22 protein-coding genes are annotated in these 26,929 nt (G+C 40.0%); 15 read left to right on the top strand and 7 right to left on the bottom strand.

All coding sequences use genetic code 11. The features are described 5' to 3' along the window. Window positions 1-153: 153 nt before the first annotated feature. From H6G73_RS19315 to H6G73_RS19325, 3 genes are all read right to left on the bottom strand, one after another. Window positions 154-1,284, bottom strand: a complete 1,131-nt coding sequence (locus tag H6G73_RS19315; RefSeq protein ID WP_190607439.1) for a CO2 hydration protein — start codon at window positions 1,282-1,284, stop codon at window positions 154-156. 36 nt (window positions 1,285-1,320) lie between these two features. Further along, complete coding sequence (locus tag H6G73_RS19320; RefSeq protein WP_190607497.1) at window positions 1,321-2,844, bottom strand: NADH-quinone oxidoreductase subunit M; 1,524 nt, start codon at window positions 2,842-2,844, stop codon at window positions 1,321-1,323. A 96-nt stretch (window positions 2,845-2,940) separates the two neighbouring features. Beyond that, window positions 2,941-4,797, bottom strand: a complete 1,857-nt coding sequence (locus H6G73_RS19325; RefSeq protein ID WP_190607441.1) for an NAD(P)H-quinone oxidoreductase subunit F — start codon at window positions 4,795-4,797, stop codon at window positions 2,941-2,943. 663 nt (window positions 4,798-5,460) lie between these two features. Between H6G73_RS19325 and H6G73_RS19330 the strand changes: the two genes are divergently transcribed. The 8 genes from H6G73_RS19330 (at window position 5,461) to H6G73_RS19365 (ending at window position 12,995) form a co-directional block, all read left to right on the top strand. After that, window positions 5,461-5,769 (top strand): carbon dioxide-concentrating mechanism protein CcmK, encoded by a 309-nt coding sequence (locus H6G73_RS19330; RefSeq protein WP_010995042.1) that lies wholly within the window; start codon window positions 5,461-5,463, stop codon window positions 5,767-5,769. Between the two features lie 89 nt (window positions 5,770-5,858). Continuing rightward, window positions 5,859-6,203, top strand: coding sequence for a carbon dioxide-concentrating mechanism protein CcmK (locus tag H6G73_RS19335; RefSeq protein ID WP_010995041.1), 345 nt, complete (start codon window positions 5,859-5,861; stop codon window positions 6,201-6,203). An 8-nt stretch (window positions 6,204-6,211) separates the two neighbouring features. Then, window positions 6,212-6,514, top strand: a complete 303-nt coding sequence (locus tag H6G73_RS19340; RefSeq protein ID WP_190607443.1) for a EutN/CcmL family microcompartment protein — start codon at window positions 6,212-6,214, stop codon at window positions 6,512-6,514. 96 nt (window positions 6,515-6,610) lie between these two features. After that, window positions 6,611-8,257 (top strand): ribulose bisphosphate carboxylase small subunit, encoded by a 1,647-nt coding sequence (locus H6G73_RS19345; RefSeq protein ID WP_190607445.1) that lies wholly within the window; start codon window positions 6,611-6,613, stop codon window positions 8,255-8,257. A 150-nt stretch (window positions 8,258-8,407) separates the two neighbouring features. After that, entirely contained in the window at window positions 8,408-9,151 is a 744-nt protein-coding gene (locus H6G73_RS19350; RefSeq protein WP_190607447.1) for a transferase, read from the top strand. Window positions 9,152-9,288: 137 nt separating this feature from the next. Then, on the top strand, window positions 9,289-10,077 hold the full coding sequence (locus H6G73_RS19355; protein ID WP_190607449.1) for a carbon dioxide-concentrating mechanism protein CcmK: 789 nt from the start codon (window positions 9,289-9,291) through the stop codon (window positions 10,075-10,077). Window positions 10,078-10,327: 250 nt separating this feature from the next. Then, window positions 10,328-11,269 carry a LysR family transcriptional regulator gene (locus H6G73_RS19360; RefSeq protein WP_190607451.1) on the top strand — a complete coding sequence of 314 codons (942 nt, stop codon included), beginning with the start codon at window positions 10,328-10,330 and terminating at the stop codon, window positions 11,267-11,269. 37 nt (window positions 11,270-11,306) lie between these two features. Continuing rightward, entirely contained in the window at window positions 11,307-12,995 is a 1,689-nt protein-coding gene (locus H6G73_RS19365) for a mucoidy inhibitor MuiA family protein (protein WP_190607499.1), read from the top strand. A 66-nt stretch (window positions 12,996-13,061) separates the two neighbouring features. On the opposite strand, the gene H6G73_RS19370 is transcribed toward H6G73_RS19365, so the two are convergent. The 3 genes from H6G73_RS19370 to H6G73_RS19380 all read right to left on the bottom strand — a co-directional run bounded on the left by H6G73_RS19370 (window position 13,062) and on the right by H6G73_RS19380 (window position 14,853). Continuing rightward, complete coding sequence (locus H6G73_RS19370; RefSeq protein ID WP_190607452.1) at window positions 13,062-13,505, bottom strand: GNAT family N-acetyltransferase; 444 nt, start codon at window positions 13,503-13,505, stop codon at window positions 13,062-13,064. After that, complete coding sequence (locus tag H6G73_RS19375) at window positions 13,505-13,918, bottom strand: SgcJ/EcaC family oxidoreductase (protein ID WP_190607454.1); 414 nt, start codon at window positions 13,916-13,918, stop codon at window positions 13,505-13,507. Before H6G73_RS19375 ends, H6G73_RS19370 begins: the two co-directional genes overlap by 1 nt. Window positions 13,919-13,995: 77 nt before the next feature. Then, window positions 13,996-14,853, bottom strand: coding sequence for a peptidoglycan recognition protein family protein (locus H6G73_RS19380; RefSeq protein WP_190607455.1), 858 nt, complete (start codon window positions 14,851-14,853; stop codon window positions 13,996-13,998). A 299-nt stretch (window positions 14,854-15,152) separates the two neighbouring features. Here H6G73_RS19380 and metH point away from each other — a divergent pair, with 299 nt between their 5' ends. From metH to H6G73_RS19395, 3 genes are all read left to right on the top strand, one after another. Then, window positions 15,153-18,704 (top strand): methionine synthase, encoded by a 3,552-nt coding sequence (gene metH, locus H6G73_RS19385; RefSeq protein WP_190607457.1) that lies wholly within the window; start codon window positions 15,153-15,155, stop codon window positions 18,702-18,704. Between the two features lie 191 nt (window positions 18,705-18,895). Beyond that, window positions 18,896-19,735, top strand: a complete 840-nt coding sequence (locus tag H6G73_RS19390; protein ID WP_190607458.1) for an Rpn family recombination-promoting nuclease/putative transposase — start codon at window positions 18,896-18,898, stop codon at window positions 19,733-19,735. A gap of 220 nt (window positions 19,736-19,955) precedes the next feature. Beyond that, complete coding sequence (locus tag H6G73_RS19395) at window positions 19,956-21,890, top strand: WG repeat-containing protein (protein WP_190607460.1); 1,935 nt, start codon at window positions 19,956-19,958, stop codon at window positions 21,888-21,890. Window positions 21,891-21,936: 46 nt separating this feature from the next. Here the strand turns inward: H6G73_RS19395 and H6G73_RS19400 are convergent, their stop codons facing one another. After that, window positions 21,937-22,500, bottom strand: coding sequence for a Uma2 family endonuclease (locus H6G73_RS19400; RefSeq protein ID WP_190607462.1), 564 nt, complete (start codon window positions 22,498-22,500; stop codon window positions 21,937-21,939). 323 nt (window positions 22,501-22,823) lie between these two features. Here H6G73_RS19400 and H6G73_RS24905 point away from each other — a divergent pair, with 323 nt between their 5' ends. From H6G73_RS24905 to rpsR, 4 genes are all read left to right on the top strand, one after another. Beyond that, window positions 22,824-25,415, top strand: coding sequence for a bluetail domain-containing putative surface protein (locus H6G73_RS24905; protein ID WP_199317775.1), 2,592 nt, complete (start codon window positions 22,824-22,826; stop codon window positions 25,413-25,415). Window positions 25,416-25,807: 392 nt separating this feature from the next. Then, window positions 25,808-26,365, top strand: coding sequence for an RDD family protein (locus H6G73_RS19410; protein WP_190607464.1), 558 nt, complete (start codon window positions 25,808-25,810; stop codon window positions 26,363-26,365). 43 nt (window positions 26,366-26,408) lie between these two features. After that, window positions 26,409-26,603, top strand: coding sequence for a 50S ribosomal protein L33 (gene rpmG, locus H6G73_RS19415; RefSeq protein ID WP_096572409.1), 195 nt, complete (start codon window positions 26,409-26,411; stop codon window positions 26,601-26,603). A 3-nt stretch (window positions 26,604-26,606) separates the two neighbouring features. Continuing rightward, window positions 26,607-26,822, top strand: coding sequence for a 30S ribosomal protein S18 (gene rpsR, locus H6G73_RS19420; RefSeq protein WP_066383809.1), 216 nt, complete (start codon window positions 26,607-26,609; stop codon window positions 26,820-26,822). The last annotated feature ends 107 nt before the right edge of the window (window positions 26,823-26,929 follow it).

Raw genomic sequence — 26,929 nt, forward strand, 5'->3', positions numbered from 1 at the left:
CAATCTTTAGTCACCCAATTAATGAGACTTCATCCCAATAAGCGCAAGTATTATCAACAGGGTCAAAGGGCTATGCGCCTTGTACAATCTGTCTTTTAGACTGTTTTGTCCCCCCTTCAGCATTGCTGATATATAATTGTGGTGGATAGTTCATCAACTATTCACATCGAACAATTGAGAAGTTTGTAAACGGTCTAGCCACTTTTCTAAATAAACTCGGTTAGCTTTTTCTTCTGAAGGTTCTTCAGTATCCAATGGATAGGGCATTAGTCCTAAAATAGCCGCAGTAGTAACGCAAAACATAGATTTTTGGAAAGTCATACAAATTTGCACCCGCAAATCATCTTCACCGCGACGACTGCGACGATAAATTTCATGCAAATATTCTGGTAGATAATGACGCATATCTTGCATTAATAAAGTGGGAGGAATACCAGCACCACCTATCGGCAAGGGGTCTGCATATAATGCACCATATTGAAATCGAGTTTGGTCTGGGGGAATTTGATATGCTTGAGCATTGTAAGAAACTGTTCCCAAAAAGGGTGTACCACGAAAAAAGACTGCTTCTACATAGGGAACTGCCGTATCTCCTAAAAAAGTCAGTCCAACTGATTTAGGAATGAGGTCATAAACTTTATCACCTACTTTGACTGCATAGGTGATAGGTTTAACTGCGGCTTCAACCAATCCTTGTTTAATATGGTCTACAATTTGGGGAATGGATGTGATTTCTCTTTGGTCATAGCGGTCAGATAAACTCAGGAAAATATCAGCCATGACACGCCAAAATTGACCTAAACCACTGTAATAAGCAGAGGTACGTAACTGTTCAATTAAAAATTCCGGAAACAGTTGATTGATACCCAGAATAAACGGATTATTTTTAAATTTAGCATTGATGACAGCTTGCGCTCTCTGGCTAAATTCTGGTGTATCTAAATAGGCATCCAGTCCCCCACCACCGTGCCACATCATGGCTTTCATGCAATATTCCGCATATTCAAAATTAATGCGATCATGCCACCAGTGACGAAACAATTTTGCTAAAGAAATGTCACCATTAAAGTATTTAAAAAATGGAAAAAATACTAGAAATTGATTATCAGCAATGTAAATCAAATTGTTGGAGTAGGCATCTATAACTATGCCATAAGCTTTCAAAATTCCCACCACTTCCAAAACATTTTCTGGAGTATTTTTGAGTAGTGCTTCTCCAGTTAATAGTCTTTGAATATATTCCGCTAAGGAATGATTAGTGGGTTTATTTTGCATAGTTACCATTGCCAAATCTCCTGCAAATCGATGAACAATGAAAAATTACAGATTAAAATCTGAAGATGGAGCATTTTCTATCTTTAATTCACTAGATGTTGCTACCACTAGGTTTTGTGTTTTTACCATGGCTGTAATTGTTGCTTCTGTCCAATGAATTAACCAATTCGGTTGAACACCAAAAATGACGATGGTTATGGCTAAAATCAAGGCAGGGGCGCGATCGCTCCAATATACACGGGGTAAGTTCAACACTTGTGCAGATAAGCGACCAAAGAATGCTTTGTTGACAAGAATCAGGAAGTAAACCGCAGTTAATCCTGTTCCTAACATGGAAATCAAGGTTTGTAAGGGAAAAATGGGGAATGAGCCTCTAAAAACGATAAATTCAGAAATAAATCCCACCATACCAGGTATACCCGCACTGGCCATTACTCCTACTACCATCAATGTGCCAATCACTGGTAAACCTCGTTCTGGGTTCAGCAGTCCGTGTAATACATCTAAGTCACGGCTACCAGCTTTTTGATAAACAACTCCCACCAATAAAAACAGCATGGCAGAAATCAAGCCATGACTAATCATTTGCATGACCGCACCCAAGACACTTAAGGGGGTTGATGCGGCAGCTGCGAGGAGAACATAGCCCATGTGACCTACTGAACTGTAGGCTACCATTTTTTTCATATCTGTTTGGGCGATCGCACAGGATGCACCATACAAGACACTGATTACTGCCCAAGTTGCTAACCAAGGGGCTACATAGGCCCAAGCTTCTGGCAACAAGTTCATGCCAAAGCGCAATAAACCATAGGTACCTAACTTCAACAATACCCCAGCTAGAAGAACGGATATCGGTGTGGAGGCTTCAACATGGGCATCTGGTAGCCAAGTATGTAAGGGCACCAAGGGCATTTTAATGCCGAAACCAATCGTAATTCCTGCTAATAATATGAGTTGGGTAGTTAATGGTAAGGCAGTTAATTGTAGGCTTTGTAAACCAAAATTATCAGCACCACTTAGCCACACCATCCCTAAGAAACTAGCCAACAGCAAAATCCCAGAAAAGGCTGTATAAATCAGAAACTTTGTAGCGGCATAACCTCTTTTTGCACCGCCCCAAATGGCAATTAACAAATAAAGAGGAATCAATTCTATTTCATAGAAGAGGAAAAACAGCAGTAAATCCTGGGCTAAAAATGCCCCTGAAACCCCAGCATTTAATAACAAAATTAAAGAATAATAAAAGCGAGGACGTTGAAGAGATGGATCACTACTGTAGATGGCAATGGCAGTTAATAAACCATTCAATACCAATAAAGGTAAAGATAAACCATCTATCCCTAAGCTGTAGTTAAAACCGATGACGTCAATCCAAGGTAGAGATTCAGCAAATTGTTGTCCTATATCTGTTGGGTTAAACTGAATTACCAAAAATATAGTCCACAAAAAAGTCAGAATAGCTACCGTTAAAGCTATGCCACGGGACAGTTTCCCACTCATACTAGCAGGATAGAAACCTATTAAGGCTGCACCAATTAAGGGCAGCAAAATCAAAGCACTCAGCATCATAAGCAGAACCAGTGAAGGGAGAAATAGTTTGATGAGGTAGAGTAGCTTGAAGGGAAGCACAATTGCTACTCAACACTCTATGATTCCAGATGATTAAAAGGGTAAATGATTAAATAAACCCAATGACCAGCTAATGAAGAAACCCAAAACGCTCACTACTGCCAGAATGGTCAGCATATAGCCTTGGGATTGACCAGAAATGCTGTACTTTAAACTTTGTCCGCCAAAAATAGCTGCAAAGCCTACCAAATTCACTAAACCATCGACCAAATAGCGATCGCTCCAAGCCGAAATCTTCGATAATAGTGCCACTGCACTCACGATTGTGAGGCGATAAATGCGGTCGATGTAAAAATCATAACCCAACAAGTCTTGCAGCAACCGCCATACAAAAATTCTTGACCTTGACCAAGCCTTATGCAGGTAAATAGTTGAACCCACAACCACACCAAACACTGTAGAAGCGATTAGGGAAAGCAGTACATACCAATCAATACTTTCCCAGGTAGGTAGCAAATACCATTGTTGTAACATCAGCGGTAAGAGCAAAGTCACAATCGTCAAAGTCACCATTGGGAAAGCCATTTGCCAACTTACTTCTGGTGCACGGCGGGTCTTTTGCTGCGGTTTCCCCCAGAAGACTAAGCGAAACACCCTCGTTAAATTCAAGGCTGTCAACCCATTAACTAAAACTAAAACGATGATTACCCAAGGACTAACTCGGACCAAGCCATCAGCCCATCCCAGCATTGCCCAAAAACTACCTAAGGGTAACAATGTCACCATCCCCGCTGAACCCACCACAAAAGCAGTAGTCGTAGCAGGCATTCTTGACCACAAGCCTCCCATTTCCGTTAAATCCTGGCTATGGGTGGTGTAGATAATTGACCCAGAACTCATAAATAACAAAGCTTTCGCTATGGCATGGGTCAACAGCAACATCAAAGCCACCCCACCTTGCTCTAATCCTACCGCTAAAAATACCAAACCCATGTAGGCACTGGTGGAATGGGATAAGGCGCGTTTGATATCTATTTGTGCTAAAGATACTAATGTCGCACCAACTGCCGTGACCGTACCCATGACAACCAAAGCATTTAAGGCAACTGGTGACAGGGCTAATAGGGGCTGAATTTTGTAGAGAACATAGGCCCCTCCGGCAACCACCAATGAGTTTCGCATCACAGAAGCTGGGTTGGGGCCTTCCATTGCCTCATCTAGCCACATATGCAGAGGAAATTGAGCGCACTTACCTGCTGGCCCAGCTATTAAACCCAAACCTAAAAAAGTGGCAGTGAGGGGTTCTAAATGAGCAGTTTGCACCCATTCGTATAAATCAGAAAAATTCAAACTACCCGCTAAAGTCGAGAGAGTGACTACTGCCATTAACAGTAATAAGTCTCCTACCCTTTTCGTAAAAAAGGCATCCCGCGCTGCTGTCACTACCAATGGTTGAGCATACCAAAATCCCACTAGCAAGTAAGTTGACAAGGTGAGGACTTCTAATAGGGCATAACTCAAAAACAGAGAGTCACTAATAGCTAACCCACTCAAAGCTGCTTCAAAAAATCCCAGTAGTCCAAAAAACCTGGCCAATGACCAGTCTTTTTCCATGTAGCCTAAGGCATAAATTTGGGCTAACAGACTTAAAACTGTAATTAAAACAATAGTGCCAATGCTAACTGGAGAGAGTTCCAAGGCTACATTTAGTTTAAAATCTGCCGCTTGAAACCAGGTGAGAACTAAAATTTCTGGCTCTCTATTCCAGATATCTTTAAATACAAATAAGCTATGAATCAAACCTATGAGCGTCGTCAACAAGTTGAAGTATGCCGCTGGTCTTGGACCTGTCCGTTGTACAATTCCCATTGCCCAAGGCAAGGTTAAAATTGCACCTGTTAAGCTATAAAAAGGAACAAACCAAGTTGTGAAAAAGAGAACTTCATTCATTTATATTGCCCTTGACGACCTAGCCTCAATTTTCTTAAGTAGCCTTAAAATAATGATTTGCTAAAAAAAAATTAATTTTGCGAAAATCTATGATTTCTTAACTATTTTTAAATTACAGTTTTTTTAAGCACTTTTACTTTACCTAATTCTATAGATGGGAAAATTCTATATTATTTGCTTACACCATCATGCTATAAATCATCTTACCTAGCTATGGCTTTGAAATTAGTATTAATACTTCTCCCAAACTAATTTATATGATTTATTAGGAAAATTTATAGTTTGGTTTTACTGGGAATTGGTCAAAATACACAAAACAGGCGAAAGAATTAGTCAGTAAGGATTTTAGCTTCTGACTCTCCTTCCCCAGATGGGACTAACCCTGGTTATGAAGATAGCGATTCTCAATGTGATAAAAAAATTATAAAGCATAACTGTCCACTCTAGGGATCAGAGAAATTTGATGCAGTAAAAATGGTTTATGAAGTTTTATTAAGTTTTTTTAAACTATTTTATTACAAACTATTATAGTAATTTATGTTGCCAGGGGTGCCAACCTTTTCTATGCTTAATTTGTAAGTGTTATTTAGCTCAAGATGAGCATCCCCGTCAAAAATTTCAACCGATAGTACTGATTGAATTAATTTTGTAGGAGTTTCTGCGATGCCAATTGCAGTTGGAATGATTGAAACAAAGGGCTTTCCCGCAGTAGTAGAAGCTGCTGACGCAATGGTAAAAGCCGCTCGTGTGACTTTGGTAGGCTATGAAAAAATTGGTAGCGCTCGTGTAACTGTAATTGTTCGCGGTGATGTATCTGAAGTTCAAGCTTCCGTAGCAGCTGGGATTGAAGCAGCTAGAAGAGTTAACGGTGGTGAAGTAGTATCAACTCACATCATTGCCCGTCCTCACGAAAACCTAGAATATGTCTTGCCAATTCGTTATACAGAAGCAGTAGAACAGTTCCGTACTTAAAAACTGTTTAGACGAAAATTCATTCACGGGGTTGCTTACTTGAGTATAAATTCGTCTGTGCGTAATAATTTAATTTAAGGATCACAAGAATGTCAATTGCGGTAGGAATGGTTGAAACCCTTGGTTTTCCAGCAGTAGTAGAAGCTGCTGACGCGATGGTAAAAGCTGCGCGTGTAACCTTGGTAGGCTATGAAAAAATTGGTAGTGGTCGGGTAACTGTCATTGTTCGCGGTGATGTATCTGAAGTTCAAGCTTCTGTTGCCGCAGGTGTGGAATCAGTGAAAAGAGTGAATGGTGGACAAGTGCTGTCTACTCACATCATTGCCCGTCCCCATGAAAACTTAGAGTATGTACTACCAATTCGTTACACCGAAGATGTAGAACAATTCCGGGAAAACGTTAACGCTATTCGTCCTTTTGGTAGAAGACCATAATTTAAATAATGCAAGTTGCCAAAGTGCGTGGCACGGTAGTTAGCACACAGAAAGAGCCGAGTCTCAGGGGTGTGAAACTGCTGTTGTTGCAATTAGTTGATGAAAATGGAACCCTATTACCACAATATGAAGTAGCGGCGGATAGTGTGGGAGCAGGAGTGGATGAGTGGGTGCTTGTGAGTCGTGGTAGTGCGGCTCGGCAAGTACCTGGCAATGAACAACGTCCGCTAGATGCAGCAGTAGTGGCGATAATAGATACTATTCACGTTGAAGATCGTCTTATTTACAGCAAAAAAGACCAGTATAGATAGTCAGGGAACAGGTGCCAGATAGGCAGTAGAGTAAACATAAATTCTCACTGACCACTGACAACTGACCAAAAGCTTAATTTCAGGAGGAATCTCGCGATGGCAGTCCGCAGCACGGCGGCACCCCCAACCCCGTGGTCAAGGAATTTGGCTGAACCCAATGTCCATGAAAGCTCATTTGTACATTCATTTTCTAACTTAATAGGTGATGTACAAATTGGTGCTAACGTAATCGTTGCTCCGGGGACTTCGATTAGAGCAGATGAAGGCACACCTTTTTATATTGGTGAAAAAACTAATATTCAAGATGGTGTGGTTATTCACGGGTTGGAGCAAGGCCGAGTCATTGGTGATGATGGCAAAGATTACTCGGTATGGATTGGGAAACATGCTTCCATTACCCACATGGCGCTGATTCATGGGCCAGCTTATGTTGGGGATAATTGCTTCATTGGTTTTCGCTCAACGGTATTTAATGCCAGGGTGGGAGCAGGTTGCATCGTCATGATGCACGCTTTAATTCAAGATGTAGAAATTCCCCCAGGTAAATATGTACCTTCGGGAGCAATCATTACTACTCAGCAACAAGCAGATCGCTTGCCGGATGTACAAGCTCAGGATCAGCAATTTGCCCATCATGTGGTTGGAATTAATCAGGCGTTGCGGGCTGGTTATCGCTGTGCTGAGGATCTTAAGTGTATTGCACCTATTCGGGATGAATTAGCTAAATCTTATACAGAGATTGTTGTTGAAGAATTGGAAAGGAGTAGTGACGTGGCAGGCAGTAGCTTGGGTGCAGAAACCATAGAACAATTGCGTTATTTACTAGAGCAAGGCTATAAAATTGGTAGCGAACACGTAGACCAAAGACGTTTCCGCACAGGGTCTTGGCAAAGCTGTAAACCAATTGAAACTCGGTCTTTAGGTGAAGCGATCGCTGCGTTGGAAGCTTGTCTGGTTGAGCATAGCGGTGAATATGTCCGCCTGTTTGGCATTGACCCCAATGGCAAACGCCGGGTGTTGGAAACAATTATCCAGCGCCCAGATGGTGTAGTGGCAGGAACCACCAGCTTTAAGACACCTACTACAAAATCTTACAGTAGCTACAACGGTAATGGCAATGGTGCGGCTAGTGGTAATCTCAGCGCAGAAACCGTAGACCAAATCCGCCAACTTTTGGCTAATGGTTACAAAATTGGTACAGAACATGTAGATGAGCGCCGCTTCCGCACAGGTTCTTGGCAAAGTTGCAAGCCTATTGAAGCTAGCTCTACCAATGAAGTCATTGCCGCATTAGAAGATTGCATCGTTAGTCACCAAGGTGAGTATGTGCGTTTGATTGGGATTGACCCCAAAGCCAAACGTCGTGTATTGGAAAGCATTATCCAACGCCCCAATGGTGTAGTGAAACCTGCTGCTAGCAACGGAGCTAAATCAGCTTACACCAGCAGTTCTGCCACAGCTACAGCTACCGCTACTAGCACCAAATTAAGTGCAGAAGTAGTAGACCAACTGCGCCAGTTATTGACAGGTGGTTTTAAAATCAGTGTTGAACATGTAGACCAACGCCGTTTCCGCACAGGCACTTGGGCCAGTGCTGGTCAAATTCAAGCCACCACAGAAAGAGAAGCGATCGCTGCATTGGAAGCTTATCTATCTGAATATCCTGGGGAATATGTCCGTTTAATTGGTATCGACCCCGCAGCCAAGCGTCGTGTGTTGGAAGCAATTATCCAACGTCCATAGGAACAAAAGACAGGTAAAGTCAGCATAGTCTGACAACCCCCCTTCTTGTCAGGAGAAGTGACAGGTGGCGATCGCCTGCCCTTCCCAGACTCCTTCTCAACTAGATTCTGCTCAATACTCATTTTTTTGGCTTCCGAGGTGACTAATTCCATGTCTGTGCCGCTGCTGCGCCTCAGCGACAACTTTAGTTCCTATATTAGTGGCGAGGTAAATATTCATCCCAGCGCGGTGCTGGCACCAGGAGTGATACTCCAAGCGGCTGCCAACAGTAGGATTATTATCGGGGCTGGGGTATGTATTGGCATGGGTTCAATTCTCCAAGTCAATGAGGGTACCCTAGAGATAGAAGCAGGAGCAAACCTGGGAGCAGGTTTTTTAATGGTTGGTCAAGGCAAAATTGGAGCTAGTGCTTGTATTGGTGCTGCCACAACAGTATTTAATTGTTCAGTTGCACCGGGACAAGTGGTACCACCAGGTTCAATTTTGGGAGATGTCAGTCGGCAAATGGGAGAAGCTGAACCCCAGTCCCCATCACCATCTACATCTACATCAACAAATACCCCAGAGGCGACAACAGAAGAAACTGTGGTCTCTTCTACACAAATCTCCGCTGCATTTGTTGAATTAAAGCACCAATCGACCACCAACTCTATCTCCGTGCCATCTCCTCCTACTCCTAAAAGTCAGTCTCCCCCTCCTGAGGAAACACCCCTTGCAGATGCGTCACCATCCCCAGAATCTCCGGAACCAGAACCAAGTGCAGCTGATACCCAATCTCCTAACAGTTTTGGCACACAAATCTATGGACAAGGAAGTATCCAGCGGTTGTTAACCACTTTGTTTCCCCATCGACAAGCGTTGAATGATCAAGGATCTGACAATTCGTCGGAGTAAGTGTTAATTCTGAAGTATGAAGATTGAAATTTAAGTTGTCAGAGCAATTGATAAAGCTGCTGGTTTTGAGATATTTGGTTTCATTCTTCAGTCTTTATCCTTCTTCCTTGTCTTGAGAGTATTCTGGAGAATTTCAGATGGAAACGAAAAATCAACTGTCTCGTAGTAGCATCCAGGGATCGCGTCGCCGAGATAGCTTCAAGGATAGCGCCTTGGGTTTAGTATCTACCTTGAGTTTCCCGGCAATCGTGGGTACAGCTGACATGATGTTAAAGTCTGCTGGTGTACACTTGGTAGGCTATGAAAAAATTGGTAGTGGTCACTGTACAGCTATTGTGCGCGGAGGTATCGCTGATGTACGTCTGGCTGTAGAATCTGGTGTGCAAACGGCAGAACAGTTTGGTCAGTTAGTTTCCAGTTTAGTGATTCCTCGTCCCTTTCCCAATTTGGATGTGGTACTGCCCATTACCAACCGCTTGACTCAAGTGATGGCAGATGGTAACTACAGTCGTTTGAGTAATCAAGCCATTGGTTTGGTAGAAACAAGGGGTTTCCCGGCTATGGTAGGTGCTTGTGATGCCATGCTCAAAGCGGCTGATGTCCACTTGGCATCCTATGAAAAAATCGGTGCGGGTTTATGCACAGCAATTATAAGGGGTTCTGTTGCTAACGTGGCAGTGGCTGTAGAAGCAGGGATGTATGAAGCAGAAAGGATTGGTGAGTTAAACGCAGTCATGGTGATTCCTCGTCCCTTGGATGAGTTGGAACAAACCTTACCTGTAGCTAGTTGCTGGGTAGAAGAACGTCAACCGTTGAATATACCCTTGAATCTCAAGGAGCAAATTGTTGAAGCAGAAGCAGTAGAGTTACCAGATTTAGCAAAATTGCCTGTCAGGGTGAAAGAGGAATTATGGAATGATGAATGATGAATGGTGAATAGTAAATACTGATTCAGGATTCAGCATTCATCTTCTGTATGGAAGGCATCTTACGCTTTGCTTGTTTTTTGATGATAACTTTTCATCTCCATAAGTCCAATACTTCTCTTCTGATAGCGAACATAGATTTTCGTCTATACTAAAACTCATAACTTTGTATGAGTAACACTACATCAATGGCGAGTGTTCAGTGATACTAAATTTATATCTACCGAATTGCTATTAGAGGAGAATCACCTTGAACCAAGCGACGCTGCACCAGTTGAAGGTGTTTGAGGCGGCGGCAAGGCACGGCAGCTTTACTCGTGCTGCTGAGGAATTATTTCTGACCCAACCTACCGTATCGATGCAGATCAAGCAACTTACGAAATCGGTGGGACTGCCATTATTTGAGCAAGTTGGCAAACGCTTGTATTTGACTGAGGCGGGTAGGGAATTATTTGCTACTTGTCGTCAGATTTTCGACACGATCGCTCAATTTGAAATGAAGGTAGCCGATTTAAAAGGGCTAAAACAAGGGCAATTACGGTTAGCGGTCATTACTACTGCCAAATATATTATTCCGCGTTTATTGGGGCCATTTTGCCAACTGTACCCCGGAATTGATATTTCCCTTCAAGTCACCAACCACGAACGGATTCTCGAACGGATGGTGAATAACATGGATGACTTGTATATTATGAGTCAAGTTCCTGACCATCTAGATGTCAATTTTGAGGCATTTTTAGAAAATCCTTTGGTGGTGTTTGCACCTTTAAATCATCCTCTGTCCCATGAAAAAAATATTCCCATTGAAAGATTGGGAGAAGAGCCATTTATCATGCGTGAGCCTGGTTCTGGCACCCGTCGTGCTGTACAGACTCTGTTGGATGAGCATGGGGTAAAAGTGAATGTGAAGCTAGAATTGGGCAGTAACGAAGCAATTAAACAAGCGATCGCTGGTGGCTTAGGTATTTCTGTTTTATCTCGCCATACTTTACTGACAGATGCGGCGGAATTCAGCATTTTAGATGTCCAACACTTCCCGATTAAACGCACTTGGTATATGGTTTACCCAGCAGGTAAACAATTATCCATTGTGGCTCGTACCTACTATGAGTATCTGCTCAATGCCGCAAAGGAAATCGTAGAACAGGGAAATCTTCTTTCCATTCCTTCTGCGGAAACAATTTCCAGATGAAATATTTGTGAAGTTACTCTTATCCCTTGACTGGGGGATGAGGAAACCTTCAAAATTAACCAACAGAACCATTCAATATGGGGGAAAACTGGCAGTGGTTCACCTGACGGAAACACCTTCTTGGCGCAAAATAGTCAACAGTCAAATTGTGGCGGTCACAGTTTATGGCGACAAAGCCCTAGTGACAAGACGAGGTGTGGTCTCCTTGACGGGAGAAGAACGGGAATTAGTTGTGACACCATTGCCAGCCACTCTAGAATCGGAATCTGTGCGGGTGAATGGTGCGGGTACAGTAGGGGTGCGGTTGTTGGGAGTAACCAGCGATCGTCTGTATACGACGGAAAGCTTTGGAGAGCGAGTAGCCCAGCTAACTAGACAAATTGAACAATTAGAAGCAGAAAAACGCAATCTGCAAGCCCAAATTGATGCTTTAGCTTTACAGTCTAGTTTTATTGCCGGTTTACGGGACAAAACTGAGGAAACATTTGCCCAAAGTTTAGCGAGAAAAAATCTCAGCTTGAGTGAAACCCTAGATTTTCTCAACTTTATCGGCAGTCAGTATAGCGAATATGCGATCGCCTCTGGAGAATGTAAACACCAACAGCAAGAAGTAGATCGGCAATTACAAACTCTCCGTTCTAATTTACAAAAAGTCCAAACACCCCATCCCAAAGAAACATGGAGTGTCACCGTTGATGTGGAAGTTAATGGTACAGGAGACTTTGAGCTAGAGATATCCTATTTAGTCAATTGCGCTAGCTGGCAGCCACTGTATGACCTGAGAGTTGAGAATGCTAGCAAAATTCTCCATTTAACCTATCTTGCCGAAATTACCCAAACTACAGGTGAAGATTGGTTAGGTGTTAATCTTACCCTGTCCACAGCTAAACCAGGATTAGGCACAATTCCGCCCCATCCTAAACCTTGGTACATTGATATTCAAGCTCTTCGTGCTGAAGAATCTATCACCTTCAGAACTGGTCGCACATTACCACCAGCATTACCGATTCCTCTACCGATTCCCAGTAGTGCTATGAGGAAAGAGATAGAAGAGGAAGAAGAAAATTTTATTACAGCAGCCAGTGTTGTGGCCGAAGTATCTCACGAAGGCAGCGTTGTCTCATTTAAACTGGATAGTGGTAGTAACATTCCCAGTGATGGTGCACCCCACAAAACTACTATTTTCCAAGATGATTTTCCCTGTAGTTTTGAATATGTAGCTTTACCAAGATTGGTGAGTTTTGCCTATTTACAAACTAAGGTTAAAAATAAAGCTGATGGTGCTACCTTGCTGCCCGGTACAGCGAATGTTTTCCGCGAACATACCTTTATTGGCACAACCAAATTAAATAATATTGCCCCTGGACAGGAGTTTAAATTAAATCTGGGTATAGATGAGACTTTAAAAATAGAACGAGATTTAGTAGAACGGCAAGTAGATAAAAAACTCATTAGTAATCAACGTCGCATTACTTACGCCTATCGGATTTTAGTCACAAATTTAGGCAACCAAGAAATTAATTTGAATTTAATAGAACAATTACCAGTCAGTCGCAACGAACAAATTAAGGTACGGCTCACTCGTAGTCAACCACAAATTCAATTAGCTGAAATGGGAATTCTTGAATGGTCAATCAATCTCGATTCTCAAGAGACGCAGGAAATATATTATCAATTTACGGTTGAACATCCACCGGAATTAATGGTTGTAGGTTTAGATATTTAAGGTTTACTGTTCACGTAACTTGCTGTTAGGCGTAAAATACTTATTATGAAGACAGGGAATGGGCAACTATTGCAACTGTAAAGCGTAATAGTAAAACTCTTCATTCTTAATGTAATTCCGCGCCTCATAAAGTTTTTGCGCGGTCATATTAGAAGTTTGCGTAGATAAAATTACTCGAATTGCTCCACTTTCTTTTGCATATTCTTCCGCAGCATTCATCAATAACTTTGCAATTCCCCTGCGACGATATGACTCTTCCACATACAAATCGTTTAATATCCATACTCGTTTCATCGACACTGAAGAAAAGCTAGGATAAAGCTGAGTAAATCCAACTAATTGCCCATTGTCGTTAGCTGCAAACACTACGGAGTCATTATTCTTAAATCTGTCTTTGAGAAATTCCTGAGCAGCGTCAAGGTTTGATACTTGATTATAAAAAATACGATACTGATCAAATAATACAGAAAGGCTTTCAAGATGATTAATATTGGCTAATAAAACTTCCATTAATTATCCTCATTAACTACAAATGGTAAAGGGCGTGTTTCTGTATTATGAATCGCCAAAATTTTCCATTGAGAATCTATATACTGAGACACACAAGTTAAAACACCTTTTTTTGGTGTTTCATTACTATTAATTTTTTCCAACTGCCAATAACTGTGGGAAATTGCTAAATCAGGTTGAATAAATTTAATGTCCGTTGCCAGAAATTGCAATTGCGTATTTTGCAGGTTATTTGCAAATGCTAAAGCATGTCCCGTTTCAATTTCGGCTTTTCCTGCTAACCTTTGTCCAAAGACATTTACAAAATCAGCATCTTCCACAAATAAAGATGCTAATTTGTGAGCATCATACTCTCTCCAGGCATCAGCAAATGTTTGCATATTTGCCTTAATTGCTTGTTCAGCTTGATTCATAAAATGTTGTATTTTTAGGTAAAAATTGTGGAATATATGCTGAAATCTTAACTATTAACCAAATCAATTGCTCTTATTCAAGCTTGGAAATCACGGAAAGTGTGGAGTAAGGTAAACAATTTATCAAAATCAAAACTCTTGGGATCTGCCCTTTGTCCAGAACGGTCTACAGCCTTGTGAGTAGTGATGCGCTCATCTGGTACTTGACTTTGAGCAATTAACCAAGCTAGAGATTTATATTGTGAATCTGTATAACCACTATGACTAATAATCATATTGTCACCCCGACCATCTGGGGGAGTTTCCAGAGATACATGATAGGCAAAATTATTCACCGATGGCGGTAAATTAGGATTAGTTTGTACAGTTTCTATACCATATGCTCCCTCAAACACCGAATTAGCTGCGCCAAAAGCTCTTTTTTCTGGGGCAACAAGATAAATCACCGTCCCATCCAACTTAATCAAAGTATGGTAACTAGCCTGGACATTTTCATCTTCATGGGGTGTTTGAAAAAAATTAATGGCACTAGTAGCTGAATTACTAGTTTCATGAATAACTATGATGGGTTGATTGGTTACTACTAAACCATTTACATCTGTAGTATATCTTTCACCGTAGTTTGTAGGATCTACTGCTGCCACTTCTAAATTAGGTCGATATTGGGAAAAAGCTGTGGTGGTTAAATATTTATTACGAGATTTTTGTTTTAATGGTGGTAATGCAGGTTTGTTAACATTTTTAGGTAAATTTTCTTGCTTTCTTTCTGACTGAAATAGAACTTGGGGATAGAAATTTTCAGATATAACTTCAGGTGGTGATACATTTACTTGACTGGGCCTTTGTTTTGCTCCACCAATAAACAATGCCACAATCAAAGTTGCCAACATCAGAAAAATTAGCACTATTCTAGTTATCCAATCCCTGAATCTCATATATTTAATACATGTAATCTGGCTAACACTAATATTAATATATTTTTACTAGTAAAAATAGGATACTGGTATACCAAAGTATAATAGATATTTTACTGACACTACTCCTCCATCTGGGGATTTATTTGCCCAGAGAAGTCTCTCATCCATTAGCGTTTCCGGATAGAAAATCAACTTTCTTGGTTTTAACTGACCCCAGCACTAGTTTTATTTAAAACTTATCTCTATTAGAAGAATGTTAGAAAATAGTAAGTTAAGTCGTATCTCACAATACACATTTCCATTTTTTTGCATATCATATGACTCATCCTTTCCTGGAAAGACTACATAGTCCCGAATTTCCCGTCATTGTTTTTGATGGTGCTATGGGAACCAATCTGCAAACCCAAAACCTGACTGCGGAAGACTTTGGTGGCCCACAATATGAAGGGTGTAACGAATATCTCGTCCACACCAAACCAGAAGCTGTAGCAAAAGTTCACCGTGACTTTCTGGCTGCCGGTGCAGATGTGATAGAAACAGATACTTTTGGTGGTACTTCTATTGTATTGGCAGAATATGACCTACAAGACCAAACCTATTATCTAAATAAAGCTGCGGCAGAATTGGCAAAGCAGGTAGCAACTGAGTTTTCTACCCCAGAAAAGCCCCGGTTTGTGGCTGGGTCGATTGGCCCCACGACTAAACTTCCCACCTTGGGACATATTGATTTTGACACCATGAAAACGGCTTTTGCTGAACAAGCAGAGGCTTTATTTGATGGTGGGGTGGATTTATTTATTGTGGAGACATGCCAAGATGTGCTGCAAATTAAAGCGGCATTAAATGGGATTGAGGAAACTTTTGCCAAAAAAGGCGAAAGAAGACCATTGATGGTGTCTGTCACCATGGAAAGTATGGGGACAATGTTGGTAGGTACAGAAATTGCTGCTGTACTGACGATTTTGGCACCCTATCCGATTGATATTCTTGGTTTAAACTGTGCCACTGGGCCAGACTTGATGAAACCACATATCAAGTATTTAGCTGAACATTCTCCTTTTGTGGTTTCTTGTATTCCCAACGCTGGTTTACCAGAAAACGTTGGTGGTCAAGCCCATTATCGCCTCACGCCGTTAGAGTTACGCATGGCTTTGATGCACTTTGTTGAAGATTTGGGTGTCCAAGTGATTGGGGGTTGCTGTGGGACACGTCCAGCACACATTCAACAATTAGCGGAAATAGCCAAAGATTTAAAACCCAAGGTGCGACAACCAAGTTTAGAACCAGCAGCAGCGTCAATTTATTCCACCCAACCTTACGAACAAGATAACTCTTTCTTGATTGTGGGAGAACGCCTGAATGCTAGTGGTTCCAAGAAATGCCGGGAATTACTGAATGCAGAAGATTGGGATGGTTTGGTGTCAATGGCGCGATCGCAAGTTAAAGAAGGCGCACATATTCTAGATGTTAACGTAGACTATGTAGGACGTGACGGTGTGCGGGATATGCACGAGTTAGTTTCTCGCATCGTCAATAACGTCACCCTACCCCTGATGCTAGACTCCACTGAATGGGAGAAAATGGAGGCAGGTTTAAAGGTAGCTGGAGGTAAATGTTTACTTAACTCCACCAACTACGAAGATGGGGAACCTCGGTTCTTAAAAGTGTTGGAGTTGGCGAAAAATTACGGTGCTGGTGTCGTCATTGGTACAATTGATGAAGATGGCATGGCCCGAACAGCAGACAAAAAATTTGAAATTGCTCAACGTGCTTACCGCCAAGCTGTGGAGTATGGCATACCCCCAACAGAAATATTTTTTGATACTTTAGCTCTACCAATATCTACGGGGATTGAAGAAGACCGAGAAAATGGCAAAGCTACTATCGAGTCCATTCGCAGGATTCGCCAACAATTGCCAGGCAGTCATATCATTCTGGGTGTATCTAATATATCCTTTGGCTTAAACCCAGCCGCCCGTATTGTCTTGAACTCCATGTTTTTGCATGAAGCAATGGCTGCGGGAATGGATGCAGCTATTGTCAGCGCCAGTAAAATTTTACCATTGGCGAAAATTGAACCACATCATCAAGAAGTTTGCCGAAAATTAATCTATGATGAACGCAAATTTGAAGGGGATGTTTGCATTTATGATCCCTTGGGAGAATTAACGAAACTCTTTGAAGGAGTCAAAGCTAAACGTAACACTGGCATTGATGAAAACCTCCCCATTGAAGAAAGGCTGAAGCGTCATATTATTGATGGAGAACGTATTGGTTTAGAAGCGCAATTAGCTAAGGCTTTAGAACAATATCCACCCTTAGAAATCATCAATACCTTCCTATTAGATGGCATGAAAGTTGTGGGTGAATTGTTCGGTTCAGGACAAATGCAACTACCTTTCGTATTACAATCAGCAGAAACTATGAAAGCGGCTGTGGCTTATTTAGAGCCGTTCATGGAAAAATCAGAAGCAGGAGACAATGCCAAAGGTAAGGTAATCATTGCCACTGTTAAAGGCGACGTTCATGACATTGGTAAAAACCTAGTAGATATCATCTTATCTAACAATGGTTACAAAGTATTTAACTTAGGCATCAAACAACCAGTAGAAAATATCATTCAAGCTTACGAGCAGTATAAACCTGATTGTATTGCTATGAGTGGGTTGTTGGTTAAATCTACCGCTTTCATGAAAGAAAATTTGCAGGTCTTCAACGAAAAAGGTATTACTGTTCCGGTAATTTTAGGTGGTGCAGCGTTAACGCCTAAGTTTGTCCATGAAGACTGCCAAAACACTTACAAAGGCAAAGTGGTTTATGGTAAAGATGCCTTTTCTGATTTGCATTTCATGGATAAATTGATGCCCGCTAAAGCTGCGGATAAATGGGATGATTTGCAAGGATTTTTAGATGAATTGGAAGATGCTGAAACATCAACAAATGGTCAAAAACAATCCGCAGATAAGATTGTTAAAGAGAAAGCTGCTGCTGAACCAAGAGAAATAGATACCCGTCGTTCCGAGGCTGTAGATATCAATATTGAACGTCCCCAACCTCCTTTCTGGGGAACAAAGTTATTACAGCCCTGCGATATTCCCATTGAAGAGATACTGTGGCATTTAGACTTGCAAGCTTTGATTGCTGGACAATGGCAATTCCGCAAACCCAAGGAACAATCTAAGGAAGAATATCAAGAGTTTTTGGCTGAGAAGGTTTATCCAATTTTAGATAATTGGAAACAGCGGATTATTGCAGAAAATTTGTTGCATCCTCAAGTGATTTATGGATATTTCCCTTGCCAGTCTGAGGGGAATACTTTATTGATTTATTCACACGACAATGTAGAGACGTTCCATGGAACGTCTCTACAACCCGTAACAACTTTTGAATTTCCCCGTCAACGTTCAGGCAGAAGATATTGTATTTCTGATTTCTTTGCACCCAAGGAATCAGGAATAATTGATGTTTTTCCAATGCAAGCAGTAACTGTAGGGGAAGTAGCAACAGAATTTGCACAAAAGTTATTCGCTGATAATCAATACACCGATTATCTGTATTTTCATGGGATAGCTGTGCAGGTAGCAGAAGCTTTAGCAGAATGGACACATGCCAGAATTCGTCGAGAATTAGGTTTTAGTGATGCGGAACCTGATAATATTCGCGATATTTTGGCCCAGCGTTATCAAGGTTCTCGGTATAGTTTCGGCTATCCTGCTTGTCCAAATATCCAAGATCAGTTGAAGCAGTTGGAGTTGTTAGGCACTGACAGAATTAAGATGTACATGGATGAAAGTGAACAACTTTATCCTGAACAGTCTACAACAGCGATTATTGCTTATCATCCTGTAGCCAAGTATTTCACCGCTTAATAGAATAGCCCTCAGACTAGAAGTCTGAGGCTAGAAAAAAGTAACAACAAGTAGGTTGGGTTAAGCGACAGCGCAACCCAACAAAAGCATTGAAATTGATAATGTTGGGTTTCCTTCCGTCAACCCAACCTACTCTACGGAAAGTTTTTGACTCTAACTGAATTGTAGCTCCGTAAGCACCAATTTTTTCCATGAAAACTGATTCAATTTTTTATCGAATTTTTCAAACTCTACCTGCATCTTTTTTTGAACTGATTAATTTACCCGCTACAGAAGCAGATGTTTATGATTTTGCTTCTGTAGAACTGAAACAAACAGCATTTAGAATTGATGGTTTATTTCTCCCAATAAATAATCAACCACAAAGACCAATTTATTTTGTCGAGGTACAATTTCAGAAAGATGTAGATTTTTATGCTCGCTTTTTTTCGGAAATCTTTCTTTATCTACGTCTATATGCTTCTACACAACCTTGGCAAGCGGTAGTTTTATTTGCTAAACGTAGTATAGAACCAACAGAAATAGAACCCTATCGCTATTTGCTAGAAAGTCCTTTGGTAACTCGGTTATATCTGGATGAACCAGTTGATATTCAAGCATCTTTAGGATTAGGTATCATTAAGCTAGTGGTGGAGAATGAGAAAGAAGTCCCTACATTAGCAAGAAACTTGTTATCACAAGCCAGGTCAGATTTACCGGATGCAAGATTACAAAAGAATTTGCTAGATTTAATCCAGACTATTGTTTCCTACAAATTACCCCGTCTCAGTCCCCAGGAGTTAGCAAGAATGTTTAGTATTAGTGATTTACGCAATACCAGATATTATCAAGAAGTCCGCTATGAAGAGGCTTTAAATTACACTACACGTCTACTTGAACGGCGCATAGGTGGAATTAGTCAGGATTTACAAGTGCAAATTAATAAACTTTCCGTGGAAGATTTAGAGAATTTAGGTTTAGCGTTGTTAGATTTTACAAGCGCTGCTGATTTGGTTACTTGGTTAAATAATCAAGGTAGTTCCGATGCTTAAATGTTAGTGGAATGGTGGGTTAGCAAGAGTGTAACCAGCCCTTACTTGTGTTTTATTAAGAAGTAGGGTGTACTAGAGAAAGTTTAACGCACCGTTATACTTTTAATTTTCATGTCTGAATTCAGACAAGCCTTTTTAGCCTATTCTGAAGCTTATATATCCATAATTGCTTTTTCTGGCGGGATTATGCCAAAATATACAGAAATGTTTCTGTATCATTATGATTGGGGAAATACTGCAACGACGTTACAAAATTATCAAAGAGTTAGGAAATGGGGGATTTGGCAAAACATATTTAGCGGAATACCCCTGTGATTTACCTGTTACTCCCCAATATAACTGTGTAATTAAAGAACTTGTCAAACCTCCAACACCAGACCTAGATACAGAACAAAGGTTTAAAAAAGAAGCCGCAGTATTATTCAAATTGGGAAAAAGCCATTCCCAAATTCCTGAACTATACGACTTTTTTGAGGAAAATAGAAAATTTTATCTTGTTCAAGAATACATTGATGGGCAAGATTTAAGTTATGAAATAAATTCAGGTCAAAAATGGAGTGAAGCTGATGTAATTCAACTTTTGCAAGATATTTTGGAAGTGCTAGCTTTTGTCCATGAACAAAATGTTATTCATCGTGATCTCAAGCCATTAAATTTAATGCGCCGTTATTCTGATAATAAACTTGTCTTGATTGATTTTGGAGTAGTCAAGGAAATCAGCACTTTAGAAGTAAATGCAAAAGGGAAAATAAGCAGCACTATTCCCATTGGTACTCGTGGTTACATGCCAAATGAGCAGTTTCATGGACATCCTAAATTATGCAGTGATATTTATGCGCTGGGGATAACTGCAATTCAAGCCGTAACGGGAAAATCACCGCAAGAATTACCAATAGACCCGAATACGCTAGAGGTTATTTGGAGAGAAAAAGCCGAAATAAGCGAATCATTGGCAGATATTTTAACCAAGATGGTTAGATATCACTACAAAGAGAGATATACAGATGCTCATGAAGCATTGCAAGCTTTAAAACAGGCTGGGTTACCTTCAGAATCTCCTATTATCTCGCTACACCCAATTAAAATTGGCGACAAGTATGGCTATATAGACCAGACAGGAAGAGTAGTCATTCAACCCCAGTTTGATGAGGCTTGGAATTTTTATGAAGGTATGGCAATAGTTAAAATAGATAATAAATATGGTTTTTTTGATAAAAAAGGTGACTTAATAATACCACCTCAATTCGATGAGGCTTGGAATTTTTATGAAGGTATGGCAAAGGTTAAGATTGGTGATAAATATGGTTTTTTTGATAAAAAAGGTGACTTAATAATACTACCTCAATTCGATGAGGCTTGGAATTTTTATGAAGGTATGGCAATAGTTAAAATAGATAATAAATATGGCTATATTAGCAAGAGTGGTAATTTAATTATACAACCTCATTTTGAGGAAGCTGATAACTTTTCTGAAGGTCTAGCAAGTGTGAAGATAGACGAAAAATGGGGCTATATTGGCAAAAGTGGTAGGTTTGTTATCCCACCTCAATTTGATTGTGCTTGGGACTTGTGCGAAGGTCTAGCAAGTGTGAAGATAGACGAAAAATGGGGCTATATTGGCAAAAGTGGACAGTTCGTTATATCACCTCAGTTTGAGGAATCTTGGGATTTTTGCGAAGGTTTAGCAAGAGTACAGATAAATAATAAATATGGTTATATTGATAAAACTGGGCGGCTTATTATACTACCTCAATTTTATTTTGCTACTGATTTTTCCAAAGGTTTGGCAAGAGTAAAGATAGATAATAAATATGGTTATTTTGATAAAAATGGAAAGTTTATTATACCACCTCAATTTGAGGATTCCGATAATTTTTCCGAAGGTTTGGCAAGAGTAAAGATAGATAATAAATATGGTTATATTGATAAAAATGGAAAGTTTATCATACCACCTCAATTTGAGGATTCCGATAACTTTTCTGGAGGTTTGGCAAGAGTAAAAATAGATAATAAATATGGTTATATTGATAAAAATGGAAAGTTTATCATACCACCTCAATTTGATAATGTTTGCAAATTTTATAAAGGTTTAGCACGAGTCAAAATTGGTGAACAAGAACGATATATTGATAAGAAGGGAAGATTTATTTATTAGTTAATAAATTAAAAATATTCTAGATTTTTGGCAGCATAATTTCAGGTTACTTTTTCCTTTGCAACCAACAAAACACTTCCTCAATTGTCAAAATTAAATTCATACCTGCTAACACCGTTAATCTATCTGTTTCAGTTAACAACTCAGGTAAATTATTCGGCTGATAAACTAAAATTGAATGCTCACTGGGGTCTATCAACCATCCAAGTTGAGTCCCATGTTTAATACAATGTAAAATATTACCAGTTACCTTAGTTTGGCTTTGGTTATGTGAAAGAATTTCAATTACCCAAGCTGGTGCAAAATTAATCCCACTGCTAATAATATCACCACTTTCATCTAATGGAATTTGTGCGGTGGCAATTACCCCAACGTCAGGAACGATGGAACGATTTCCACAAGTACAGCGCAGTTCTGGAAATGCTTCATAATCACTTACTGGTGCGTCAATAGCTGCAACTAACCGTTTTTGTAATAAACTGTGTTTACCACCACCCATCGGTTTTTGAATTGCTTCTCGGTTAATATATTCCCAAGCTGGTGACTCATCGATGTAGCCGAGTTTTAAGAACTCATTTAGGGAAGAGATGTTTGCAACTGTGGCTGTCATTTACTTGAAATTAGCAGTTAGCCTAGATTCTAGCATTATATGTTTTCTCAATTAGTGAGAAGTTGTGATAGTTAAAAATCTTCAATATCAATGCTTTTGCATGGTTGTTTTGTCGCTTAACCCAACCTACTTTTTTACTAATTAATAAACAACATAACGATTTTTATCAACTCAGAAGTAAAAATTTTTTGTCTGTATAATTATAAACGATTATTTTTTTACGGGCTGTAAATATTGCTGAATATTAAACAGCAATATTTTTACGCTGGCTTTTTGAAAATAGTTGATTCTGTACTAAAAAATCCAAGAATTGAGCAAAATATATGGCTAACAATCTGATTTCCACCCATATCCCATCTGTTCACCAAATATTAAAAAATTACGCCAATTCTGATGAATTTTGGAACATTTTGGAAACAGCTTTCGGTTTTGGTTTCAATCATGAAACAGCTGAATATATACGTTATCAGTGGCAATCGAATAACTTTAACGATTTACCAAGCATTAAAGTTATCAGTAGTAATGTACTAGGTACAGCCAAAGGTGGCTATGCCACAATTAGCAATACGATTTATCTCTCTGATGCCTTTATTAAAAATGCCAATGCCAATGAAATTAAGGCTGTTCTCTTAGAAGAAATTGGTCATTATATAGATGCCAAAATCAATCGCAAAGATGCTAAAGGTGATGAAGGAGAATATTTTTCTGCTTTAGTGCGGGGAGTGAATTTAAGCCCCAGCGATATAAACCGCATCCAGAAAGAAAATGACCATGCCACTATTAATCTTAATGGACAGAATATCGAAATAGAAGAGTCTGGAACGACACTCTATGAATTCACTCGCTTAGGGCCTATTTCCTTTGTCTCTCCTAACTCCTTCTCTTCTTACTCTTCCTTCGTTGATTTTTCAGAGGTTGACTACTACAGCTATCAAAATTCTGGCAGCAATCTTGTTTGGGTATATCAAAAAGGATCTAATTCTGTAGTTTATTCTTATAACGGCACAACTACAACTCCTATAGCTAATAGTGCCTACTCACCTATTCAAGGCTACGACATTTCTGGCAGTACCATAGTTTATGCGAGGAAAGAAGGTAGTGATTATGAAATTTATCGTTATAGTGGTGGCACAACAACTAAGGTCACTAATAACACTATTAATGACTACGCACCTCAAATTTCTGGCAGTAATGTGGTTTGGTATGGATATGATGGTACAGATGTAGAAATTTTCCGCAATAATGGTACAACCACAACCCAACTGACAAGCAATACGACTGACGAATATGATCTAAAATTATCAGGTAGTTATGCTGTTTGGGCTGGTTGGGATGGGAATGATTACGAAATTTATCTCAACAATGGTACGACCACAACTAAACTAACAAACAACACAACTGACGATTACAGTCCGGTTATTGATAACAATAAAATAGCCTGGTTTAACTGGACTGGTACAGCAGAAAATTTGTGGTTTTACAATGGGACAAACAATACTCAAATCACAACTAATCTTGAGGTATATAATCCACAAGTATCTGGAGATAAAGTTGCCTATGCCAGATATGACGGCACAAATTACTTTCTCAGACTTTACAACCGCGTCACCAATACTACAACTAATCTCGGCAGTTCGTTAATTTCTGCCGATACATTTCAAATGAGTGGTAATTGGGTTGTTTGGGCTGAGAAGTTGGGAGAATTTTCAAGTTTTGGGGTGTTAAAACTCTACAATGGAACCTCAACAATTACTTTAAGCAATCGGATATCTAGTAGTGCTAGTTATAATCAGGACTTTGCAGTTGTAAATAATAAAGTTGTATGGGTTGCAGATGCCTCCAACGACGATGATTTTTACAATGATGCAGAATTATTTTTTTACGATGGCACAACAACTACACAAATTACCACAGATGCTCCTTTTCTTACACAGATAGGCATCACTGGTAATAATTTTGTTGGGGTAAGTAACAATGTTTTATATGTCGCTAAACCTTCGACAAAGCTAGGTTTGAGTATCAACAATGTTACAGCGATAGAAGGTCAAACATCCCCTCAAAATGCGGTTTTAAGTGTGACTCTTTCTGCTGCTAGCACAACCACTGTTACTGTCCAATATGCAACAGAAAGTTCGTTTTCCTTTGGAGCCGCAACAGAAGATGTTGACTACACCGCCACATCTGGTACGCTCACTTTTAACCCAGGAGAAACTACAAAGATTATCACAGTTCCTATTTTAAATGATTTTTTTGCCGACCCTGATGAAATCTTTACTGTTAAACTTTCTAATCCTACGAATGCTCTTTTAGTACCTGGACAAAACTTAGGAACTGTCAAAATAATCGATTCATCGCAATCTAATTTCACTCTGACAGGTACTGCTAACGATAATGGTACTGGTAACGAAGCCAACAATGTGATTACAGGTAATAGTGGCAGGAATGCTATTTATGGAAATGGTGGCAATGATACATTGAATGGTGGTACCGGCAATGATTTATTAAATGGTGGGGTAGGTAATGATATCCTCATTGGTGGGGCTGGTAAAGATACCCTCATTGGCGGATCAGGAAATGACAGATTGAATTATAAAACTCTCACTGATTCACTCCTGAGTAACTTTGACATCATTACAGACTTCAATGCTAATACAGGCAATGACCTACTCCTGGTCAGCACTGCTAGAGCAGGATTTTCCAATGTGGGAACTGTTGCCACTCTCGATACTGCGGGAATTAGCACTAAATTAACCACTACAGCTTTTGCTGCTAATTTCGCTGCTCAATTTACCTTTGGTACTCGGACTTTCATCGCTATTAATGATGCTACAGCCGGATTTAATAGTGCTGCTGATGCGATTATGGAGGTAACAGGATTTACTGGTACTTTTAACACAAGTGATTTTGTAGTTTAAGGAAGTTAGCAAAAATCAATTACTAGAAAAAACTTTACGGTGGGTTAGCAATGGTTTGACCCACCTTTATTTTATGTGAATCTATTACTCTCATGACTTACGCATAGCCTACAAAAAATATGGGTTGGAGATTGCTTATCTGCGGTCGCAATGACGAAAACACGTTAATTTTGCTCTAATTGAATTTTCATCATCAGATGCTGGATAAAGACTTGCCCCGTCATCATACAATTATCAAAACTGGATACCTTTGTCCCGCAAATTGAGTAAACTTGTATTGGCAGAGTGTTTGATACAGATTTACTGGGACTGCCAAGTCTAGATTTCGCTCCGGCTCTATAAGACTCAAATATTTTAGCTGACAGATATTTTTTAAATTTTTAATTTTAATTATGACTATCGTCAAACCAACTCAAAAACACTATCCCAAGGCAGAAATTAGCCGCAGAGGTATGGCCTTGGGTATTGATTTCTTGGGAGTATGGTTAGTTAGTTCTCTATTAGGTAGCGGCAATATCGGGATTCAATTTGCTCAAATTTTGGTTTTTATCGTTGCTTGGCTGATTTTGCGCGTCCTGGTGGTGTACAACAATCAAGGGCAAAGCTTGGGACGCTGGGCTGTTGATTTAAAGATTTTAGAAGTGGAATCAGGGCAAATAGTTGGGAGAATTCCGGAATTACAGGCTTTATTGAAACGAGAATCCCTGATTTGTCTTGGCACTTTACTTTTTTCTATTTTTCTCGGCAATATAATTGCTAATCCCACTGCTATACTGCTAGTAATTCCTCTGGCAATTGACTGTGGAGCCGCCTTATCAGATACTCAGATGCGGCAGGCTTGGCACGATCGCCTGGCAAGGACTATCATAGTTTCGTCGCGACGTGGCTATTCGTTGGATTTAAAAGTTAAGCGAATAGTTGAAAAAATGTGGCGTGATATGAGAAAATAGGCATTTGTGTTAATTCTCTCCAGGCTTTACTGTTTGTAAGATTATGGCTAAGAGTAAAGGTGCCCGCATAATTGTGACACTAGAATGCACCGAGTGTCGCACTAATCCAGACAAGCGTTCCCCTGGTGTGTCTCGTTACACCAGCACCAAGAACCGTCGAAACACCACCAATCGTTTAGAACTGAAAAAGTTCTGCCCCCACTGCAATAAGCACACTGTTCACAAGGAAATCAAGTAAAAGATGAGCTATTACCGTCGTCGCCTGTCTCCTATTAAGCCCGGAGAACCTATAGATTATAAAGATGTAGATTTGCTGCGTAAGTTTATTACAGAACGTGGTAAAATTTTACCTCGCAGAATCACTGGGTTAACTGCCAAACAACAACGGGATTTAACATTAGCGATTAAACGCGCTCGGATTGTGGCTCTATTGCCATTTATTAATGCAGAAGGCTAAAAAGATTTTGGATTTTGGATCTTGGGTTTTAGGTAGCCCAAGAAAAGTAGCGTTTGTGTAGAATTAAACGTTTACTTTGATTCCAAAATCTCAACCTTGGCAGAGGG

It is taken from the genome of Richelia sinica FACHB-800, assembly GCF_014698825.1.
Taxonomy (GTDB): domain Bacteria; phylum Cyanobacteriota; class Cyanobacteriia; order Cyanobacteriales; family Nostocaceae; genus FACHB-800.